15 protein-coding genes are annotated in these 20,774 nt (G+C 41.9%); 2 read left to right on the forward strand and 13 right to left on the reverse strand.

Translation table 11 applies throughout. From position 1 onward, the window contains the following. The first annotated feature begins 66 nt into the window (after positions 1 to 66). On the forward strand, positions 67 to 1,056 hold the full coding sequence (gene hutG / locus FZ941_RS06600; RefSeq protein ID WP_148887281.1) for a formimidoylglutamase: 990 nt from the start codon (positions 67 to 69) through the stop codon (positions 1,054 to 1,056). 78 nt (positions 1,057 to 1,134) lie between these two features. Here the strand turns inward: hutG and FZ941_RS06605 are convergent, their stop codons facing one another. The 6 genes from FZ941_RS06605 to FZ941_RS06630 all read right to left on the reverse strand — a co-directional run bounded on the left by FZ941_RS06605 (position 1,135) and on the right by FZ941_RS06630 (position 9,164). Continuing rightward, a complete protein-coding gene (locus FZ941_RS06605; RefSeq protein WP_148887282.1) occupies positions 1,135 to 4,164 on the reverse strand; it encodes an AAA family ATPase in 3,030 nt (1,009 codons plus the stop codon). A gap of 273 nt (positions 4,165 to 4,437) precedes the next feature. After that, positions 4,438 to 5,367: an aldo/keto reductase family oxidoreductase gene (locus tag FZ941_RS06610; RefSeq protein WP_148887283.1), complete on the reverse strand. Its 930-nt coding sequence runs from the start codon at positions 5,365 to 5,367 to the stop codon at positions 4,438 to 4,440. Positions 5,368 to 5,371: 4 nt separating this feature from the next. After that, a complete protein-coding gene (locus tag FZ941_RS06615) occupies positions 5,372 to 7,159 on the reverse strand; it encodes a beta-galactosidase family protein (protein WP_148887284.1) in 1,788 nt (595 codons plus the stop codon). 1 nt (position 7,160) lies between these two features. Next, positions 7,161 to 8,513: a PTS sugar transporter subunit IIC gene (locus FZ941_RS06620; RefSeq protein WP_148887285.1), complete on the reverse strand. Its 1,353-nt coding sequence runs from the start codon at positions 8,511 to 8,513 to the stop codon at positions 7,161 to 7,163. A gap of 13 nt (positions 8,514 to 8,526) precedes the next feature. Further along, positions 8,527 to 8,844, reverse strand: a complete 318-nt coding sequence (locus FZ941_RS06625; RefSeq protein WP_148887286.1) for a PTS lactose/cellobiose transporter subunit IIA — start codon at positions 8,842 to 8,844, stop codon at positions 8,527 to 8,529. A gap of 8 nt (positions 8,845 to 8,852) precedes the next feature. Continuing rightward, entirely contained in the window at positions 8,853 to 9,164 is a 312-nt protein-coding gene (locus tag FZ941_RS06630) for a PTS sugar transporter subunit IIB (RefSeq protein ID WP_148887287.1), read from the reverse strand. A 207-nt stretch (positions 9,165 to 9,371) separates the two neighbouring features. On the opposite strand from FZ941_RS06630, the gene FZ941_RS06635 reads away from it, so the two are divergent. Further along, positions 9,372 to 10,562, forward strand: coding sequence for an ROK family transcriptional regulator (locus FZ941_RS06635; protein WP_148887288.1), 1,191 nt, complete (start codon positions 9,372 to 9,374; stop codon positions 10,560 to 10,562). A gap of 34 nt (positions 10,563 to 10,596) precedes the next feature. Here the strand turns inward: FZ941_RS06635 and FZ941_RS06640 are convergent, their stop codons facing one another. The 7 genes from FZ941_RS06640 to FZ941_RS06670 all read right to left on the reverse strand — a co-directional run bounded on the left by FZ941_RS06640 (position 10,597) and on the right by FZ941_RS06670 (position 20,707). Further along, on the reverse strand, positions 10,597 to 11,493 hold the full coding sequence (locus tag FZ941_RS06640) for a haloacid dehalogenase-like hydrolase (RefSeq protein ID WP_148887289.1): 897 nt from the start codon (positions 11,491 to 11,493) through the stop codon (positions 10,597 to 10,599). A gap of 891 nt (positions 11,494 to 12,384) precedes the next feature. Next, positions 12,385 to 14,622 (reverse strand): alpha-galactosidase, encoded by a 2,238-nt coding sequence (locus tag FZ941_RS06645; RefSeq protein ID WP_148887290.1) that lies wholly within the window; start codon positions 14,620 to 14,622, stop codon positions 12,385 to 12,387. 108 nt (positions 14,623 to 14,730) lie between these two features. Next, entirely contained in the window at positions 14,731 to 15,675 is a 945-nt protein-coding gene (locus FZ941_RS06650) for an AraC family transcriptional regulator (protein ID WP_187418398.1), read from the reverse strand. 1 nt (position 15,676) lies between these two features. Next, positions 15,677 to 16,555, reverse strand: coding sequence for a methylenetetrahydrofolate reductase [NAD(P)H] (gene metF, locus FZ941_RS06655; RefSeq protein WP_125371621.1), 879 nt, complete (start codon positions 16,553 to 16,555; stop codon positions 15,677 to 15,679). 103 nt (positions 16,556 to 16,658) lie between these two features. Beyond that, positions 16,659 to 18,911, reverse strand: a complete 2,253-nt coding sequence (metE, locus tag FZ941_RS06660; protein ID WP_148887292.1) for a 5-methyltetrahydropteroyltriglutamate--homocysteine S-methyltransferase — start codon at positions 18,909 to 18,911, stop codon at positions 16,659 to 16,661. 379 nt (positions 18,912 to 19,290) lie between these two features. Beyond that, positions 19,291 to 20,376, reverse strand: a complete 1,086-nt coding sequence (locus tag FZ941_RS06665; RefSeq protein WP_148887293.1) for a HigA family addiction module antitoxin — start codon at positions 20,374 to 20,376, stop codon at positions 19,291 to 19,293. Then, positions 20,369 to 20,707: a type II toxin-antitoxin system RelE/ParE family toxin gene (locus FZ941_RS06670; protein WP_148887294.1), complete on the reverse strand. Its 339-nt coding sequence runs from the start codon at positions 20,705 to 20,707 to the stop codon at positions 20,369 to 20,371. Before FZ941_RS06670 ends, FZ941_RS06665 begins: the two co-directional genes overlap by 8 nt. Between the last annotated feature and the right edge of the window lie 67 nt (positions 20,708 to 20,774).

A 20,774-nucleotide genomic window follows, 5' to 3' on the forward strand; every position in this document is an offset into this window, starting at 1 on the left:
ATTGACAGGCCTAGCGGAAACTCTTATAATAAAGTCGCAAGTATCGTTATGGAAAAGGACAAAATTATGTTAGAAGATTACTATCAGCTAGACAACCGTTACTATCAGCGAGGTCCAGAAGACAATCTATATACTGCTAAGTGGGGCATGGTCATTAAGTTTCTGGACTTAAATGATCTTAGCTTAACTCCTTTTGAAGGGGTGAACTTTGCCCTGATTGGCTTCAAGAGCGACAAGGGTGTCTATATCAATAACGGCCGAGTGGGGGCTGTCGAAGGACCACAAGCTATCCGAACTCAGCTGGCCAAACTTCCTTGGCATCTAGGTAGAAACGTTCGAGTATTTGACGTTGGCGATATTGACGGGCCTAACCGCTCTCTGGAACAACTGCAGCAAAGCTTGGCACGAGCAGTCAAACGCCTGCGAGAGCTTAATCTCCGACCCATCGTTCTAGGCGGCGGCCACGAAACAGCCTACGGCAACTATCTGGGGCTCAAGTCGTCACTAAATCCTGACCAAAACTTAGCTGTGATCAATATGGATGCCCATTTTGACCTACGCCCCTACGATCAGACGGGTCCCAACTCCGGTACCGGTTTTCGTCAAATGTTCGATGACACCTTAGCTCAGAAACAGATCTTTAACTACCTCATCCTAGGGATTCAGGAGCACAATAACAATCTCTTTCTCTTTGACTTTGTAGCCAAATCCAAGGCCATCCAGTTCCTGACTGGAATGGATATTTACCAAATGAGTTACAAGGAAGTCTGCAAGGTAGTTGATGCTTTTCTAGCCGATAAGGAGCAGGTTTATTTAACCATTGATATTGACTGCTTTGCAGTTGGCGCCGCTCCTGGTGTCAGTGCCATCCAGTCACTGGGGGTAGATCCCAATCTGGCTGTGCTGGTCTTCCAGCACATCGCTGCGTCAGGCAAACTAATTGGCTTTGACATCGTCGAAGTCTCTCCCCCTCACGATATAGACAACCATACGGCTAATCTAGCGGCCAGTTTTGTCTTTTACCTGACCCAAGTCTGGGCGCAAGCCCATGACTGATAGGCATTTAAAAACTTCATTGCAAACATCAAAAGAGGATGAACATTGCTTTCATCCTCTTTTATTTGTGTTCAATTCTTAAGACAAGGTACGGCGTAAGTTTTCTAATTCCTTTAGTTGATGACGATCCCGGTAGGGATTGAGCTGACTTTTGGCTGTTTCATAATAAGTTTCAAAGTCCTGAGCTAATAAATTTTCAAAACCAGCTTCTTGCAAGCTGCCAGCCAGCTGGCGATACTTGATCACAGCCATCAGATAGTAGATCAAGCCCTTGTCCCGCGGATTGCCATAGCGACTGATGAGACTATCCTTTTTCCGAAGCAGATCAAGCACCGGCTGATAATCTCCCTTCTCGCAGCCAATCAAGGCCAAATAAACTTCCAGCTGGGTCTCCTTCCAAGGAAAGCTGAGCGACCTCAGGGCTGCTTTCGCTTTCAGCAAGATTCGCTCCGCCTGTTCATAATCTTTTAGCTGATAATAAGTCAGACCCAAGCCTATATAGAAAGCAAAAATCGAAGGCTCTGCTGTTTTATTTTCCGTCAACTCAATCGCCTCTTTCTGATGAGCCAGCGCTGTCGTGAAATTCCCACGAATCTGTTCAATCTCTGCCAGATAATCTAGAGCCGCCGCAATCTGAATCGAATACTTTGAGCGCAACGAAGCCGTCAAACTAAAGCAATCGATAGACTGGTAAAGATGGCGGAGTGACTGCTCCTCATCTCCAATCATGAGATGATACAGTCCCTTAAGTCGAAGATTCATCGCAATAGCTTCATGATTATTGGCCTGAACTGAAGCATCTAGAGCCAACTCCGTATAATAGCGCATCTCAGGGATATTCTCCGTCTGGATGCAATAGTAGATCATCTGCCGATAGCCTTCTAGGAGAAACTCCATCTGCTGCAACTCTCTAGCAGAAGCAATCACCTGCTGGATGTTGTCCATTCCCTGCTGGTAATTCCCCGTCCGGATAGCATAACGCCCTTCCAGATAGAGAAAGCGGAGAACCAATAACTGAAAATCTTTGTGATTCTGGTGTTTTCTCTCTAATCCTTCTATTTCCCGACGGATACGATCAAATTGGTCCAAAACTGCGGACTGATTGCTATCATCCGTCTTTTCGATAAAGCCAAACTCCCGTGAATAAATCGGAAAGAGCTCATGATGAAACTGCAAGGTATCCTCAAGATAATGCAGCTCGTACTCCAGAGACTTAATCGGCTGCTTGGACATCCTGTAGTGATAGGCGATTTCATTGAGCAGCTGAGCATGATAGAGAGAGTCTCCCAGCTGGTCTTCCATTCCTTGGGCAATCTGGTGATGTAGCATTCGCTTCTTAGCAAGCGGCAAGCGATCATAGACATAAATCCGCAAAAGCTCCTGGCTGAATCGTAAAGCCAATTCCTCCTGCTCCTCTTCTATTGAAAGCTGTTTTTGCCCAAAACCTTCCGCAATTTCAACCACTTCTTCCACAGATAGGCCTAGCAACTGAGCTAAGAGCGCCACCGAAGCAGGGGAACTAAAGCAAGCCAGATAGTCAACCAATTCCTCCTTCTGGCTACTCAAATAGCCTAATTTCAGAGATAGTTTTGCTTTAATAGCTGAGGTCAATGGCTGGAATTTCTCACCTCGCAAAAGCTGCTCCGCATACTCCGACAGAAAGAAAGGAATGCCCTGACTGACCCGATAAATAGCCTCAAGCCGTTCTTCAGATATGGTTAACTGTCCAGTCTGGACCTGCAAATACGCCACACTAGACTTAAAATCCAGCGGCTGCAGCTCAATGCAGTCTAGCTGGCTACGAAGCAATAAGCGATTGAAAAAACGTCCAAGATAAGGTGGCGTACTCAGATGCTTAGTCAACACAAAGGCTACTGGATAATCCCTCAAATGGTTCATAACCTGCTCTAAAACAGCCACACTAGCCTCATCCATCCAGTGACAGTCCTCAACCAAGATCACCAAAGCCTTTTTCTTAGAAATCTTTTGCAAAATATCCAGCACAAACCGAGCCAGACGATCCGTATTCAGCTCACGATCCGAAGCTTCACCTGCCATCATCGGAAAATAACTATCCAAAATAACCTGCCACTGGCTGGTCGAAAGGATCTGATGCTGAATGACTAAGTCGCCCAAGCCATCTAGCAGACTGCGCCAAGGCTGCAATCCAACCGTCATTTCTTCCTTGAAGCACTCTGCCATAACAATCTGGAAATACTTAGTCTGATTAGCCAGTACCTGTCGAGTTACTGTCCGTTTACCGATGCCAGTACCCCCGACTAAGAGCAGCGCACGAGGTTCTTGCCTCTCTAAAATCTTAGAAAAATAAGATTCCAAATGCTTGATTTCACCCACTCGGCCAAAGAAGTGGTCTGTATTACGTAAAAATTGCTTGATCTTACGCTCACTGCGATCCTTGGCCATCACTTCATGATACAGCTGTTGAATTGCTTCATTCGGACTAATGCCCAATTCCTTGTCCAAGAGATTGACCAATTTATAATAAGTCTCAATTACCTTACCAGGTCGATCATTCTCCTGATAGAGCTTCATCAGCAGATGATAATTCTTTTCATCAAACTCATCGATGCTGATCATACGGCGCAGATTTCGCTCTGATTCCTCCAAATTCGATGGATCTTTTTCCAACTTTTGGTAACAAGCCTGGATATAGAGCTGCTCATATCGCGTCCGCATCTTGGACACCCAATAGTCAAAGGCTTCACTGTCCTTGAGATAGAAGCCCTGCAGAAAATCACCCTGATAGAGCGACAGATACTCCGCTGGATGGTCCGTGAAAAGTTCTACATCGCTTTCAATCGCACACTCGGGATTAAGCGATAGCACAGTACGGTTGGGAGCGACAATCCATTCTCCACCCAATAGCTTGTTAGCCTGATAAATGGTATTCCGCAGATTCTTTTTGGCGGTCTGATTATCCTTATTTTCCCAGAGGATCCCCGCAATCTCCTCCCGATTGACTGCTCCATTGATATGGAGATAATAGAGCAAAGCATTGATTTTAGCAAAAGGAAAAAAGACTTCCTCTTTATTGAGAAAGACACTCGGACTTCCCAGCAATTTCAACTTCAAACGATCTTCAGTCATGTAAACGCCTCCAAGAAAGCTTATAAAACTAATATAAACAAAATAAGACATTTTAGCAAGCAAGAAAAGAACGACTCTGTCATTTCTGTAATGGAAACCCCTGTAGAAAAAAATTCCATAAGAGCTACGTAAAGTTTGTAGGAAAATAACTGTCGCTGAAACTTCCTTAATAAAGAAGAAGCGCCGAATAGTTAACAAAGAGCTAATTTTTCTAACAGATAAAAAGAAGCAAACCATTTTCACAATTCGCTTCTTTAAAATGGGGGGAAATATTTATGGCAAGGCATTCCCTGCACTTTTATAAATTTTGTACCATTCTGCACGTGGCAAATCTACTTTAAATGCTTCTGCACTTGAACGGATTCGCTCTGGATTCATACTTCCGATGATTGGTTGCATATTTGCTGGATGCCGTAAAATCCAAGCAAGGACAATCGCTTCAAAGGAAACTTGATACTGCTCTACAAACTGTTTAAGTGTCTTTGTCAATTCTACATATTTAGGATGATCCATAAATAATCCCTGTGCCAAATCAACTTGGAATGGCGACCATGGCTGGATAGTAATATCCTTCAATCGACAATAATCCAAGACGCCTCCATCACGATTGATGGCAAAAGAATTGTGCATATTAGCATTAAGACCTTGATCAATCATAGGCGTATGAGCTGGGCCAAACTGCAACTGATTGACAATCAATGGCTGCTTGACACTCTTTTGTAAAAGCTCGATTTGGTAAGGATTTTGATTGCTAACTCCAAAGTAACGCACTTTTCCAGCTTGATGCAAACGATCAAATGCTCCTGCTACTTCATCTGGCTCGACCAGAGCATCTGGACGATGTAAGAGTAAGACATCCATATAATCGGTCTGTAGGCGTTTCAAACTGGCTTCTACTGAGTCAATGATATACTCTTTTGAAAAATCAAAATGATAATTCGTATGCACATCTCGCAAGCCACATTTTGACTGAATGATCACTTGATCACGTGAAATTCCCGCATCTTTCAAACCTTTAGCAAATTTAGCTTCTGACTCACCACCTGCATAAACATCGGAGTGATCATAGAAGTTAATACCGATTTCCTGAGCAGTCTTCAACACAGTTACAATTTCATCTGAAGACTTTTCAGCCATCCGCATACAGCCAAAGACCAATTGGCTAGCTTGTTCCAGTTCATTTCCAACGCTGATATATTTCATTGTTTTACAACCCCATTTCTTTAAATACCGGCTGATCAACCAAGGACAGTTCTTCAACTTTTACGTTTTCCGTCTCAAAGACGATAAACTCATTTTCTTCCTTCAGAAATCCTGACGGAATATACAGATATTGAATCGGACCTTGACTCCAATAGCGTCCTAGATTAAAGCCGTTGACACTGATACAACCTTTACCATACTGTGAACAGTCAATAAAAGTATCTGCTATCTCATCTAATTTTACATTAAATTTATAGAAAACAGGTGATGTTACTTTTTGTGGAACAGGATTTGTACATTCTAGCTTAGACAACATAGCCTCATCAAACTTCAAAGCATAGTGTTTCCAACCTTTACGGAATTGGTGGTTGATCATGATACCACCTTTTACACCTTTAGACTGGCTAGGTGCATTCAACTTGTACCCATAGTTGACACGTCCCATATTTTCTACCAACACATCGATTTGAATACGCTCTGTATCAGCAGAGAAGAGCATTTCATCTCCCAGCTCTTCTCTATACTGAGTAGCTAAGTGCTCTTGATTGATATAGAAATGACAACGATCGTGAGTTTCTAATGCTTTCAGTCGCTCTTCGTGATATTGATTCTTAATATCTGAACGATAAAGGATGTAACCATGATTCTGTCCAATTCGCTCCATTGGTTGTGGATAATCGTGTACAATTTCCTCTGTGATCTGTGGAGCTACATCCAAAAGATCTGCTGTTCCTTCGACAGGAAAGCTTCCATAAGCTCTAGCATTACGAATAATTGGATCCATTTGCTCCAATTCTGGAAAAAGTTCATGTGTCACTCGTTGGACAGCATAATACTTCTCTGTTGGCACACCCCATTCTGTAACCGGTGCATCGAAATCATAGGAGGTAATTTGTGGTAAATCTCTTGTCTTCCGAGCAGAACAGCCACTGATAAATCCAAAGTTTGTTCCTCCACGTAGCAAGAAGAGATTCATACTACCGATCTGCATCATCTCTTTTACATCCTGCGCGAGATCTTCAGCATCTCGGCGGACAATTTCTTCGCCCCAACGACTGAACCAACCATCCCAGAACTCTGTACACATAAGCGGCCATTTTTTACCATGACGCTCCATAAAAGCACGTAAATTATCTGTATTTTCCTTCGCTTGTGATCCAAAATTCCCTGTCACAAAGATATCATCTTCAATCAAGGTACCTGATTCCAAGGCTTCGATCCAAGTTCCATCTGATGTAAAGAGAGGAACACTGACTCCACGATCTCGCATCATTTTCGCAATGTTGCGCATATATTCCTTGTCTTCCGCATAAGAACCATACTCATTCTCCACTTGCATCATGAGAATAGGACCGCCTTCTGTAAACTGATAAGGCAAGAGCTTTGGAAAGAGCCAATCGTAAAAACGACTAACTTTTTCTAAAAACAAGACATCATTTACGCGGAAACGCATACCAGGATAATTGAGTAGCCATGGTGGCATTCCACCAAAATCAAACTCTGCACAGATATATGGGGTCGGACGAACAATTAGATGAAAGCCCATTTCCTGTACAAGATCAAAATAAGCTTCAAAATCAAGTAGACCGTCTGTTACAAATTGCCCTTCTTGTGGTTCGTGCAAACTCCAAGGAATATAGGTCTCAACAGTGTTATAACCTAGCGCTTTTAAGTTATGAAGTGTTTCTCTCCACTGATTAGGATGCAGACGAAAATATTGAATAGCTCCTGATAAAATTTTAAAAGGCTCCCCATCAAGATAAAATTCATCACGTATTTCAAAATTTGTCATATTATTGCTCCTGTTGTTTGTCAGCCATCTTAACAAATGGCAAGTAAACAATGGTTGAGACGGCGATATTAATGAGTGATAGAACGATTGCTCTCCAGTCAAAGGCTGTCGCAAAGAATCCATACAAGACAGGAGGCATTACCCACGTTACGTTCTGAGTAACAGGCGCAACAAGTCCCCATGCAGTTGCCCAGTAAGAGACAGTCACCATCAGAAGTGGCGTCACTACATACGGAATGAACATAATTGGATTCAGTACAATTGGCAGACCATACATCACAGGCTCACCGATATTGAAGATCATTGGGAAAATACCCAATTTTGCTACTTCGCGATAATGTTTATTTTTAGCTTGCCAAAGAATTGCAATTGCAACACCAATCGCATCAAACCAAACAAAAGCACCAAATGAGTTATCTGTCCACATATATGGAATAGCTTGTCCTGCTTGGAAAGCTTCTAAGTTTGCAAGCATAGTAACACCAAATAGACTAGCCATGACCGGTGCTAGGACATTACCACCATGAAGCCCAAAGAACCAGAAAATCTTATTCAAAAATACAATTAACAAGACAGCCCAGAAACTTTGCGACATGCTAAGAAGCGGTGCTTGAAGGACTTTATAGATCCAGTTGATCATTAACTCTCCAGTCACAGTATTGAAGATATAAGTCGCAATACCGATGACATACATAGCAATCGCAGCTGGAATGATAGACAAGAATGGCTTCATGATTGCAGGTGGAACAGAATCTGGAAGCTTGATTGTCCAGTTACGATTCATGACTTTACAAAAAATGATAACAGAAACAAAACCAATTAAAATTGCTGTAAAATACCCACGGGCACTAATTTGGTCACCCGGAATCACACTATTAAGTGTCACTGCAAGACTATTACCAGTTAATTTGAACTCTGGTAGTTTCTCAACTGCCTTGCCAACTGCTTGGCTATTTGATGCCAACTCAAATGTCTTTGTGATAGAACCACCAATCGTAATAACATAAGAAGCGACCGCCACCAGCCCAGCTGATACCTTATCTGTTTTGTAGATTCGAGCAATGTTCACACCAAAGGTAAACAAGAACAAAAGAACAACAATTGGAATACTTCCCTTGAAGACTAACCAGTTGATGTCAATCAACCACTGGAAAGTACTTGTGATCCAAGTCCAACCAAATTGACCTGGAAGATCTGACAGAAAAGCATTTAACATTAAAGCAAATGAACCTGTCATAATGACTGGCATTGTTCCAATAAAGGAATCTCTAAGAGCAACGAGGAACTTTTGATTCCCTACTTTATTAGCAATCGGCATCAGGCGTGCTTGCCATTTATCCACAAAATTACTCATAATAGTCTTCTCCTTATTTTTCTATTTTTTGGTATAGAGCAACGATTTCCTTAGCTAAATCAACAAAAGCGATGCTTGTCATTAAGTGATCTTGACCGTGAATCATAAATAAATTAATTTCATTTTTTTCTCCCCGTGCCTCTCTAGTCAGCATATCCATCTGTGCATGATGCGCTTCTAAGAGCGCTGCCTGAGCTTGAGAGAGTTTTTCTGTAGCTTCATTAAATTCCTGTTTTTTCGCTGCTGTAATAGCCTCTAAAGCACAAGATTTAGCCTCTCCGCCATACATGATTAACTGCATTGCAACTTCTAAAGATGATTGTCCGTCCATACATCCTCCTATTGCATCAAAGACTCAGCTAGCTCTAACACTTTATCACCCTTCATCATACCGTAATCTGTCATGGGAATGACATCTACTGGAGTAGCTGCTGACTTTTCTCTAAAACTATCCAATAGATAGCGCACCTGAGGGCCTAATAAGACAACATCAACTTGGTGTTCCGCTAGATAACTCTCTGCTTCTGGCACTGGAACTGCAAAAATGTTTACCAGTAACCCTTTTTCTTCCGCTGCTTTTTGCATTCTAGTTACCATGAGACTGGTACTCATACCTGCAGCACAGACTAGCATAATTTCTTTTGTAGCCATATGTTTTTCCTCCTAAATAATTAGGTATTTAAAAAATTAAAACAAACCCATTGTTTGTAATATGTAAATAAAAAAGCTGTTTTTTTGTTTTTATAAGTTTATTATTAATTTTCTATAAATATTATATACCGACGATCCAAAAATGTCAACGCTTTCATGTTGAATTTTTAATTATTTTTTGATAATATATCAGCTGAGGTAAAAAATATGACATTAACCCGAAAACAAGCTGAAATTAGAGCAACAATTTTAGACCAGTTATATGCAAAACGACCTATTTCTCGTATCGATATTTCAAAAGAAACACATATTACTCCTGCTACGACAGGTAATATTATCAACGAACTCATCAAAGAAGGATTGGTTCATGAACTAGGAGAATTAGATGATGATAGTGTCGGACGTAAAAAAACTCTACTAGACATCACTTCTCGACAACACTTCTATTTAGGTTTTGAAATTTCTGAAAAGTATCTTGCTTTAGTGATTACTGATAATATAGGTGAGATTTTGGCTAGCGAATGGCATACGCACTACCTGGAGCATCAAGAAGGCCCTAGTGATATAAAAATCATTCAACTTATCCAACATTTTTTACAAAAGCATAAGGATATTTCTATATCAGCAATTGGAATCGGCCTACCTGGACATGTCAAATTAGATGAAAGCCAGCAAATCATCTCTAAAAATCCGCTTTGGGAAAATATCAACTTAAAAAGAATACAGGATACTTTTGATGTTCCCGTGTACTTTGGCAACAAATCTCATTGCCTCACCTTGGCAGAGCGGCTCTTTACCTATCATTCAACAGATAGTAATTTCATCGTGTATCATGTTGCACGAGGCATTCATTGTTCGTATATGTATAATGGAAGTATCTATAGTCAAGAAAATTTCCTGATTGGAGAAGTTGGGCATACGATCATCAATCCTGAAGGTGAACGTTGTCCTTGTGGCAAAAATGGTTGCCTGCAAGTCTATGCCAGCGAAAGTGCCTTAATTAACAAAGCAAGTCTGCTCTATCACTCTTCCCGTGTTTCTCTACTTAGAACCTTAGTGGCTGATTCTAGTGACATCAACCTCAACATACTTCTTACAGCTTACAAATTGGGAGATCTCGGTAGTATTGAGTTGATCAATACCGCCTGTAAATATTTAGCTATTTCAATTTCTAATTTATGCCAACTCATCGATATGGAGCGTATTTACTTAGATGGCGAAATCTTCTCTTATCCTATAATTGCAGAACAGATTCTCTCTTACTTGCAACATATGGTGCAGCTGTTTCCACATCAAAAACAGCCTGAGATTACCATCAAACCATATTCTTATTTGAATGTCGCCAGAGCTGCAACCAGCCTTTGCATTAATGCAGCATTTCTTAACAAAAAAAAATGAGAGCCTTTATAGCTCTCATTTTTAATTGACATATTTAACGATTGATCGAACGAGCAATCATCGAAATAGTATGACGCTGACCACGAAGCGCTTTACTCATGGCAAATATATTCTCTACTGGGGCAAGGCAGCCGTACCCCGAATCCCCTATATGCTGAATATCTACACCACAAATTTTATTTCGAATTGCCATTTGCTTAACAATATCTGTATCCGAACTTTCTTGACTCGTTCCAATAGCGCTCATTACAAGAGCACCTTTTTTATGTGCCAATTGAACGATTTGCTTTAAATCTGCATCATCAAATCCTGGGACACTTCCCACAGCTGGAGCTAGGATAATATCTGCTCCTGCCTCGATAAATTCATCAATAGCATCTAAGTCCGCCACTGGCTCATCTACTCCTGCACCATGCATTTTTCCAGCAATGAGCAAGCCTGAAAAATACTCTTTCACTACTCGAATCGTATCGATAATCGCCTGATTGGTCACCCCTGTTCCTGGATTTCCTGTCAAGCAAATAAAATCTACACCATATTTTTCTGCTGCCTGAATAGTTGCAACGCTAGCTTGTCTACCTTTGTTAATTTCTTGGCGATCTTCAGCCATTTGTGCCTGTGTATCAATTGGTTCCAAATTGACACCGATAGGGCGTCCGACTAAGTGATGTAGTTCCTCTACAAAGTTTCCTTTCCCAGTCAAACCATCCACATAAGGATTGAAGAGATCGATACCATTTAGCAAAATCAGGTCTGCACCAAAAGCTCTAGCCATCTCAGAATTCGTAATATCTCCGATATAAGATTCCTTAAAAGCCACATTTTCTGATAAAATGATACGTCCTTCGCTGGCTTTAATGCTTTGCTTCAGTTCAAGGGCCGTCATACTTAAAATTTCTGATGTATTAGAGCTAATAAATCTCTTTACCATATTTCTACCTCTTTTTATTTATATTATGTTAATTATCATGGATTAATTCTCATTGTACAGCTTTTTTATTTATATTTTATTACCAATTAAGTATAACACTTTTATTTGTGAATGTAAACGTTTTACTATTGAGTGAATAAAAAAATTAAAACAGAGTGTACTAGCCCTAAAAAATCAGATTTTTTATTTAAACCAAAGATTTTGTTCAGCGCTATACAAGACTAAACCTTTTAGTTCGATTTTAATTCGTTTATTGTAGTAATCAATATAGTTGACGGTGTGTTCAATCTTCCAACCTCAATAGGAAAGAGTGAGATTTATGGTATTATCAATCTATCTGGATACTCCACAACAGTGGGTATAACTGACTAGTACGTGGCAACAGGCTTTGTAGCTATAGTTCTACCCTCTACGGTCTTTACTAGCAGTGTGTTGAGTGCAGACAACGGATACTTCGCAAAAAAGAAAGTACAAAACTAATCTGCTATAAAATCTATCGTTAATTTTAATCCAAAAGGGAATGGGCAAATGCTAATTTCCAATACTAAAAAATGAGCATTCCCGCAGTTGGAGATGCTCATTTTCCTATGCTATAGTTTGTCATTATAATAAATACAAAACAACTAAAAATCTCTGATGATGTATGGAGAGTATACACAAATCGGTTAAGTTTAGAACCAAATCTTATCTAATGATACTCAACAATTCACGATGCTAGACTCAATTGGTCTATTAGTAAACAGTATTCCCAAAAGACCACGAGCTTCTGAATCAGGCATCTGAAGTTAAAAAGGCCTGACCATACTACACAAATATAAATTTTTCATTTCTATTCCTAGATATTAAGATCATGGACCAATGATCTCTTCTAGATAGAATTAATCGTGCCATCTACTCATCCTCTGCTTCAAACAGCCAGAGTTTGGAATCAAAGTCATAGCTTGGCTCTTGCTCAGAATCCTCCAGTAGCTGACCGCTGGAAGCGTCCGTGGTAACTAGCCCAACTCGCATAAGCTCAGCCCCAGTATAGCTACGCCCCTCTAGCCGATAGACCTTATCCACAGCCAGTCCTTTCAGTTGCAAACGCTGATGAGAGCGATTGACTTGATTGAGAATCTTGAAAGTTCCTAAAAGTGCAGTGTTCTGATCCTGACTGACAACTATCCAAGCTGTCTGCCCATCTTCCTTAAATGGCGACTGCAGTCGATAAAAAGTTCCATTATGAATCAGCTCTCGATGGCACTTGTAAAAAGCTATCTGTTTCCTGACTTCAGTCAATTCTTCTGGACTTAGCTTATTAAGATCCAGCTCATAGCCAAAGGAACCGAAAAAGGCGACATTGCCCCGCGTCTTCAACGGAGTCAGACGATTGGTCTGGTGATTGGGCACGATGGAGACATGAGCCCCCATGGACGAAAGCGGATAGAGAAGGCTGGTCCCGTACTGGATTTTCAAGCGCTCAATCGCATCTGAGTCATCGCTGGTCCAAGCTTGAGGAGCATAGTAGAGCATACCTGGATCAAAGCGGCCTCCACCTGAAGAACAGGACTCAAATAACAGTCTCGGATACCGTCTAATCAAACGCTCATACAAGTCATAAACACCCAAGACATAGCGGTGAAAAATCTCTCCTTGCTGATCAGCTGGCCAGGCAGCTGAGAAGACATCCGTCAGAGGGCGATTCATATCCCATTTAATATAATCAAGCTGCGCTCCTTCGATAACCGCTGATAGACGTTCAAATATCTCGTCCACTACTTCCGGCCGAGAATAGTCCAAAACAAACTGATTCCGACCATGGTGGGGCTGTCTATCTGGCACTGCCAGCAGCCAGTCAGGATGAGCTCGATAGAGTTGGCTATCCTTATTGACCATTTCCGGCTCAAACCAAAGACCGAACTGCATGCCCAAACCGTGAATTCGCTCTGCTAGCGAGCCCAGCCCCCGCGGCAGCTTTTCTGGATTGACAAACCAATCACCCAGCCCAGCGCGGTCATTAGTCCGCTGGCCAAACCAGCCGTCATCTAGCACAAAGAGCTCGACTCCTACTTCCTGAGCCCTTTCAGCAAGATCCAGTAGCCTATCCTCACTAAAGTTAAAATAGGTAGCTTCCCAGTTATTGATGAGAACAGGACGCGCTCGCTCGCGCCAGTAACCCCTAGATAGACGTCGACGAAATAGCTGATGAAAGACTTGACTCATGCCGTTGAGCCCCTGATCAGAGTAAACCAGCAGAGCTTCTGGACTGGTAAAGGAATGGCCCGCAGCCAGCTTCCACTCAAAACCAAAAGGATTGATACATAGCTGCAGCCGTGTCACATCATAGGTGTCCACCTCAGCCTGAATGAGAAAATTGCCTGAGTACACCAAGGCCGCTCCTAGCACTGGGCCTGAAAACTCAGTCGTTTCCGGTCGCTTAAGAGCCACAAAGGGATTGTGGTGAGGACTGGAAATACCACGAGTTGACTCAATGGACTGAATCCCCTGCTGAAGCGGATGCTCCTTGATATGGCGTTCCCGAGCCCATGCTCCTGATAGCTGCAACCAGTCATAATCAGCATCTGGCAGATCCAGCGACAGACTGGCTAGGGATTCCAAATAGCAGGTTTCCCTGCCTTGATTAATCACTTTGCTAGAGCGAGCGATAACCGGCCAATCAGCAAAAATCGTATAAAACAGCTGAACTTCTACTTTTGTCACCGCATCTCGCAGAGTTAGAATAAGAGTCTTAGCCTCCATTTGAACCTCAGTATAAGTAGCTGGCAGCCCCTCTAAAGCAGGCTTACCATCTATCATCCGATGACTGACATAGACAAAGTCAGTAATACGTGAGCCATTTTCCTGCCGCAGACAGATAGCGGGATGACGAAAATCTGTCGTGCCGTATTCTGGAAATTCCTGCCGCACATGCTCCAAAGAATAGCGTAAATCCCCTTCTTTCCGATAGGTTGTCATGGGCCGATGCTGCAGCTCCACCAAATAAGAATAATCCCGCTCCGGTACAGCCGCACCGTAGTAAAGCTGCAAGAGTTTACCATCCTCCGAAACCCGAAAGATATAAGAAATCTCATCGTTAGTCAGATGAAATTGTCTGCACTCTTCGTTAAACAAAATACTCGCCTTGTTCATAGCCTTCTCCTTTCGCAGTCTGCAATAATGCTTCTCCTTTCATTATAAAAAAGGCTCTCCCTTTTGGTAAGCCTTTCTCTCTAGTATTATTTATCCAAATGTGACTTTTTACAACTCCTGCCCCAGATGAGAGCTAGCCTTGCGAAAATTCAAGGGCGACTGGCCACGCGCCTTCTTGAAAGCTTTTGAAAAGCTCTGTGTTCCGGCAAAGCCTGTCTTACTAGCAATCTCTTCCACCGAAAGCTGGCTGCTCGTCAGCAAATCAGCTGCCATATTGAGCCGCAAATCATTACTGTACTCCTTAATTCCCTTGCCTACTTCATCCTTGAAAAGCCGAGATAGGTAGGAAGGGTGCAGCGCCAATTTCTGCGCTAACTCCTGTACAGATAAACTTTCTGGCAGATGACTGCTCAACAGTTCCAAGACCTGCTGGACATAAGGATTGACTCGGCGACTTTCCGTGATTAAAGATATCTGCTTAAGACGTTGGGACAAGAGCTCTAAGAAGCGATAAACTTGTCTTTGCAGAGCTAGTTCAGCTGTTATTCCGCTGCCCTCATAGGCCAGACTTTCAAAGACCAAAGCCTTAAATTCCTGCAAAGAAGTCAGCTCAAAAGACCATTGGCCTGACTGTAGTCCTAGAGCCTGCAGATAACGAGGCAAGAGGTGCCCACCCAGTCCCATCCAGACATAAGACCATGGCTCTTCTCCATCAGCCTGATAAAAGACCGACTGACCCGGCGGTACCACAAAGCCCTGCCCTTCCTGCAAATCATAGCGCCGATTGCCAACAGAGTATGTCCCCCGCCCCTCCAATACGATATGAATGACATACACATCCCGAACAGCCGGCCCAAAGCTATGATGGCCTTCCGTTTTTGAATAACCACAGAAAGCAAAAAAACAATCTTCTTGGCCAAACTGCATAGACTTAACCAAGGTCAGCGAATGCTCCATCAGCTCCTCCTTAGATTTGGATAAAACTTTTATCCATATTATAAAACAAAAACCACTAAACAGCAAATGAATCTGATTAGTGGTTTCTTCATTCATCTTAAAAAGATTGAACGGATGGGGTATGGTTAAAGAGCGCATGGGTCGCCTTATAGATATGGTAAGCTGTTGCCGCATTATTCATCGTATAGAGATGGATCCCTGCTACATCATGGGTCACCAAATCAACAATCTGATCCACCGCATAGGCTAAACCAGCTGTCCGCAATGATTCTGGATCATGTTCATACTTATCCAGAATAGCCTTGAATTTGCGCGGAAGATGAATATTCTCACACGTTTTCAAAAGACGAAGCGCTTGATTTCGATTCAGAATAGGCATGATACCTGCATGAATCGGAACATCGATCCCAGCCAAGGTACACTTATCTTGGAAATCATAGAAACGTTCATTGTCAAAGAAGAGCTGAGTGACAAGACTAGAGCAGCCTGCATCAACCTTTTTCTTGAGATTCTGAATATCTGAGATCTGGTTTGGTGAGTCTGGGTGCCCCTCTGGATAGCAGGCTCCGATGATGTCAAAATGTGGTGCTTCTGTCTTGATATACTCAATCAAGTCAGTCGCATATTTAAAATCATCCTTAGGAGCCACATCTGGAAAAATATCGCCTCGCAAAGCCAAAATCTGATTGACCCCAACACGATCCAAAGCCTGCAAGATATTGGACACCATTTCCTTGGTTAGATAAACAGCTGGCAAATGGGCAATCGTTGGAATCTCAAGGTCATTGGAGATAAACTCAGCCAAACGAACCGTTGTCTCCTCAATATCAAATTTATTATTGCTGGCAGTCACACTGATAAAGTGGGGAGCCAGATCTTGCATCTCCCTCAACGCCTGAAAAATCTTATCATTGCCTACTGCCGGATTAGGAGGAAATACTTCAAATGAGAGACTAGGAGTTTGGCGATTCACCATAGAGATAAAATTCCTTTCAATCTACTAACTAGCAGCCTATAACAAACCTGCAAACAGCTTTGTTGCAGGTTTATCAGAGCTGAGTTTAAATGTAGAAATAATATTAATTCAGTTTTTGTCTAGCTGCTTTAGCCGCTTCTACAAGGCGGATCAAGCTTTCTTTTGTTTCTGGGATACCACGTGTTTTCAAACCACAGTCAGGGTTGATCCAAACTTTCTTGCTTGGTACTTTAGCAAGGATAGCTTCGATCGTGTGGTCGATTTCGCCTTCATTTGGCACACGAGGAGAGTGGATATCGTAAACCCCAGGTCCCACTTCTGTTTGGAAGTTTTTCGCTTTGAGTTCGTCCAAGATTTCAAGGTTTGAACGGCTTGCCTCAAAGGAAATCACGTCCGCATCCATGTTGTCGATAGCTGGGATGATATCTGTAAATTCTGAGTAACACATGTGAGTGTGGATTTGTGTGTCTGGCGCTACTGTAGAGTGTACCAAGCGGAAGGCAGGAATAGCCCAGTCAAGGTAGTCTTCGTACCAGTCGCTACGACGAAGTGGCAATTTCTCACGAAGAGCAGCCTCGTCGATTTGGATAATCTTCACACCTGCAGCTTCAAGGTCAAGAACTTCATCCTTGATAGCAAGAGCGATTTGAAGAGTAGAATCCTTGATAGAGATGTCTTCACGTGGGAATGACCAGTTAAGAATGGTAACAGGTCCAGTCAACATACCTTTGACAGGTTTGTCAGTACGGCTTTGGGCGTAGCTAGACCATTTAACAGTGATTGGGTTGAGACGAGTGACATCACCCCAGATGATTGGTGGTTTCACCCCACGCATACCGTATGATTGTACCCAACCATTTTTAGAGAAGAGGTAACCTGACAAGTTTTGACCGAAGTACTCAACCATGTCGTTACGCTCGAACTCTCCGTGTACAAGTACGTCAAATCCAACTTCTTCTTGCCATTTGATCCATTCATCAATTTGCTCTGCCAAGAACTTGTCATAGTCTTCTGCTGACAATTCACCCTTACGGAAGGCCAAACGTTTTGCACGGACTTCCTTGGTTTGAGGGAATGAACCGATAGTTGTTGTTGGAAGAGCTGGAAGTTTGAAGGCTTCTTCTTGGATCGCTTCACGTTCTGCAAAGGCTGGTAAACGAGTGTAGTCAGCGTCTGTCAAACCAGCGATACGCGCACGAAGTTCCGCATTTTCACCCACACGCTCCGTCGCAAAGAGTTCTTTGTTGGCTGCGAGCGCTTCTGCACCTTGACCATTGCGGATAGCATCCAAGTCACGGAGTTCATCCAATTTTTCAACAGCGAAAGCGAAGTGGTTCAAGATAGCTGGTTCAAATTCTTCATTAGCAGTTGTAAATGGCACATGAAGAAGTGAGCATGAGCTTGTCAATACGATGTTTTCAGCTGGTATTTGCTCAAGAACAGCCAAGCTCTTTTCATAGTTATTGCGCCAGATATTCTTACCATTGACAATACCTGCATAGAGAGTCTTGTCAGCTGGGAAACCACCTTTAACCAATTCAAGAGTTTTCTTACCTTCAACGAAGTCAAGACCGATAGCGTCAACTGGCAAGTTTACAAGGTCAGCGTAGACGTCACGAACGTCTCCGAAGTAAGTTTGAAGCAAAACTTCAAGACCTTTCTTGTCAGCCAAAAGCTTGTTGTAGAGGTTCAAGAAGAGAGCTTTTTCTTCAGCTGTCAAATCTTTTACAAGAGCAGCTTCATCTAGTTGGATACGAGTCGCACCAAGTTCAGCCAATTTTGCAAAAACTTCTTGGTAAGCAGCCACAAAGCTGTCTACGAAATCTTCTGCTTTCACGCCTTCTTCAAAGTCTGACAATTGAAGGAAAGTGAATGGCCCTACAAGGACTGGACGAGTGTTAAGACCAAGTTCTTTTGCTTCTTGGAACTCATCAAAAATCTTGTGACCTGCAAGTTTTACTTGAGTGTCTTTTTCAAACTTAGGAACGATGTAGTGGTAGTTGGTGTTGAACCATTTCTTCATCGGAAGGGCACGAACATCCCCTTTTTCTCCCTGGTAACCACGCGCCAAGGCAAAGTAGCGCTCAAGATCAGTCAGGTCCAAGTTTTGAACTGAAGCAGGAACCACGTTGAAGAGGAAAGCTGCATCTAGGAAGTTATCGTAGTGAGAAAAGTCATTTGATGGGATTTCAGTGATGCCTTTTTCTTTGACAATGTTCCAGTGCTTCGCACGCAAGTCTTTCGCTGCTGCCAAGAGTTCGTCTGCTGAGATTTCATTTCTAAAGTATTTTTCAGTTGTAAATTTTAATTCGCGGAATTCACCCAAACGAGGGAAACCAATGATAGTCGTTGACATAAACGTCCTCCAAAAATTGTTGTTGAAACTATCTTAACAGAAAATCCGCCCTCTGTATAATTGGAAAAAATTAAGATTTGATATAGTTTTAAACTATATCCCTATTATGGACAAAAGAAAAGGATTTGAGGTACTTGTCTCAAATCCCTTGTGTTGTTTGTTTTTAAGTCACATACTCGTTTGTAGCTTAAAATAGGGTATCGCTAATTCTTATAAGCAACTATGCCTTGTTATTAGAAAAGACTATAGCTTGTTTAAATTTTGATTTCTCTTATCGATTTTTAATAAAACGAGCGGAATTTGAGCGAATCAATTGGCCACCACTGCTAACTGTATTAAACTTTAAGCATCTTTTCATCTTCTAAGAATTCCAAAACAATCAAGAAACAAAGTAATAATTGGCTTTTAGTTCTCGGAAACGATCAAAACTGAGAATACCCTCATTTTGTAATCTTCCTAGAACAATACTCGGGTGAATATTTATTTCTTCAGCAAATTGAAGGATATCTGACTTATTAAAGTTTCCTTTTTCTACAAAAGCCTGATAGTCTTCTGGTCTAATCAAGAGATCTTTTGCAAACTGGTCTGCCTGTTCCTCAGAACGACGGTATAACTCACTGTTTCCGTCTTCAGATGAAAAATCATTCTGTAGAATGTGCCCAATCTCATGGAAAAGTGAGAACCAGAAAATATCGGATGCCTTGTTTCGGTCCGTGAGTAAAAGCAAGGCACTACCATTGCTGAATTTTTTTGTAGCACCATTCAAATTAGCATTTGCCAAAGCAGGTAGACCGACTAGAACAACACCACAGTCTAGCAAGATATCATACAAGCGTTGAGGAAAGACTTCTGGATCTTGCCTAGTTAACCCTCTCAAAGCAGGCAGATTTTTCTCTAGTTTTCTACGATTGAGCTTAGTAGTCGTTTTATCACGCGCCTTTTTAGATGCCAACTCCAGCATGATATTGGAGTTGACTATACTTTTAGGCGTAAACTCACGTGTATTCCGATAACTCACTAGATGATTGAAAGTTAAGAGGTTTTCTAAACTTGCCACACCTAGGATCTTTCGAAGCTCGACAATCTTTTCTTTCAAAGTATAGCGTTTGTCTGGAACGTAACCTTCTTCCTTAAAATACTTGAAATCAATCATCTCACAGATTTCTTTCTCGCTACCTTCTTCTAGCTCTCTTTGATCTACAATCTCTGCCACTTTTACATCGTAAGCATTTTGAAGATTGAGCCAGGTTTGCATAGAAACTCCGCTTAACTTGGCTAACTTATGAGCCGTATCCTTACTAATAGACTCCTCAGCATTGACTATTTTGCTGACAGTCTTTGCTGACACTCCCAAACGCTCTGCAAATTCTTTTTGCGTTACGTTATAATCTTCAATCAACTCTTCAACATACTGACCTGGATGAAAAGCAATCAGGTCTTTGTATTCAACAATTTTATTACTCATAGTGATTGCTGACCTCCTCTATTTTTAGAATTTCGATTTCAACGGGACTAGGAAATACCTTTTCTAGATCCTCATCACGAAATTCTACAATCAACCGATAGGAACTCCTTCGACCATCTATATCCAAAGCAAACTGCCCTTGTCTCTTTCCCTTGAGTTGGTGAAAGTGATATTTAGGAAAAGCGGTCACACTAGCCAAAGAATCCGCTGCTTCCAAAAAGTTGATCAACTGATGCAACTTTACCGCAACCTTATCCGAAAAATCCTTTTTCGCCTGCCTCAGCTCTGTGCACTGCTTTTTAACAGTTTTGTTTGTATAGATAAGCTTCATAAGTCCCTTTCTGTTCGAATTAAATTACCTATTAGGTAATTTAATTATACCATCTTTTAAAAATAAA

This window comes from Streptococcus sp. Marseille-P6264 (assembly GCF_902460355.1).
Taxonomy (GTDB): domain Bacteria; phylum Bacillota; class Bacilli; order Lactobacillales; family Streptococcaceae; genus Streptococcus.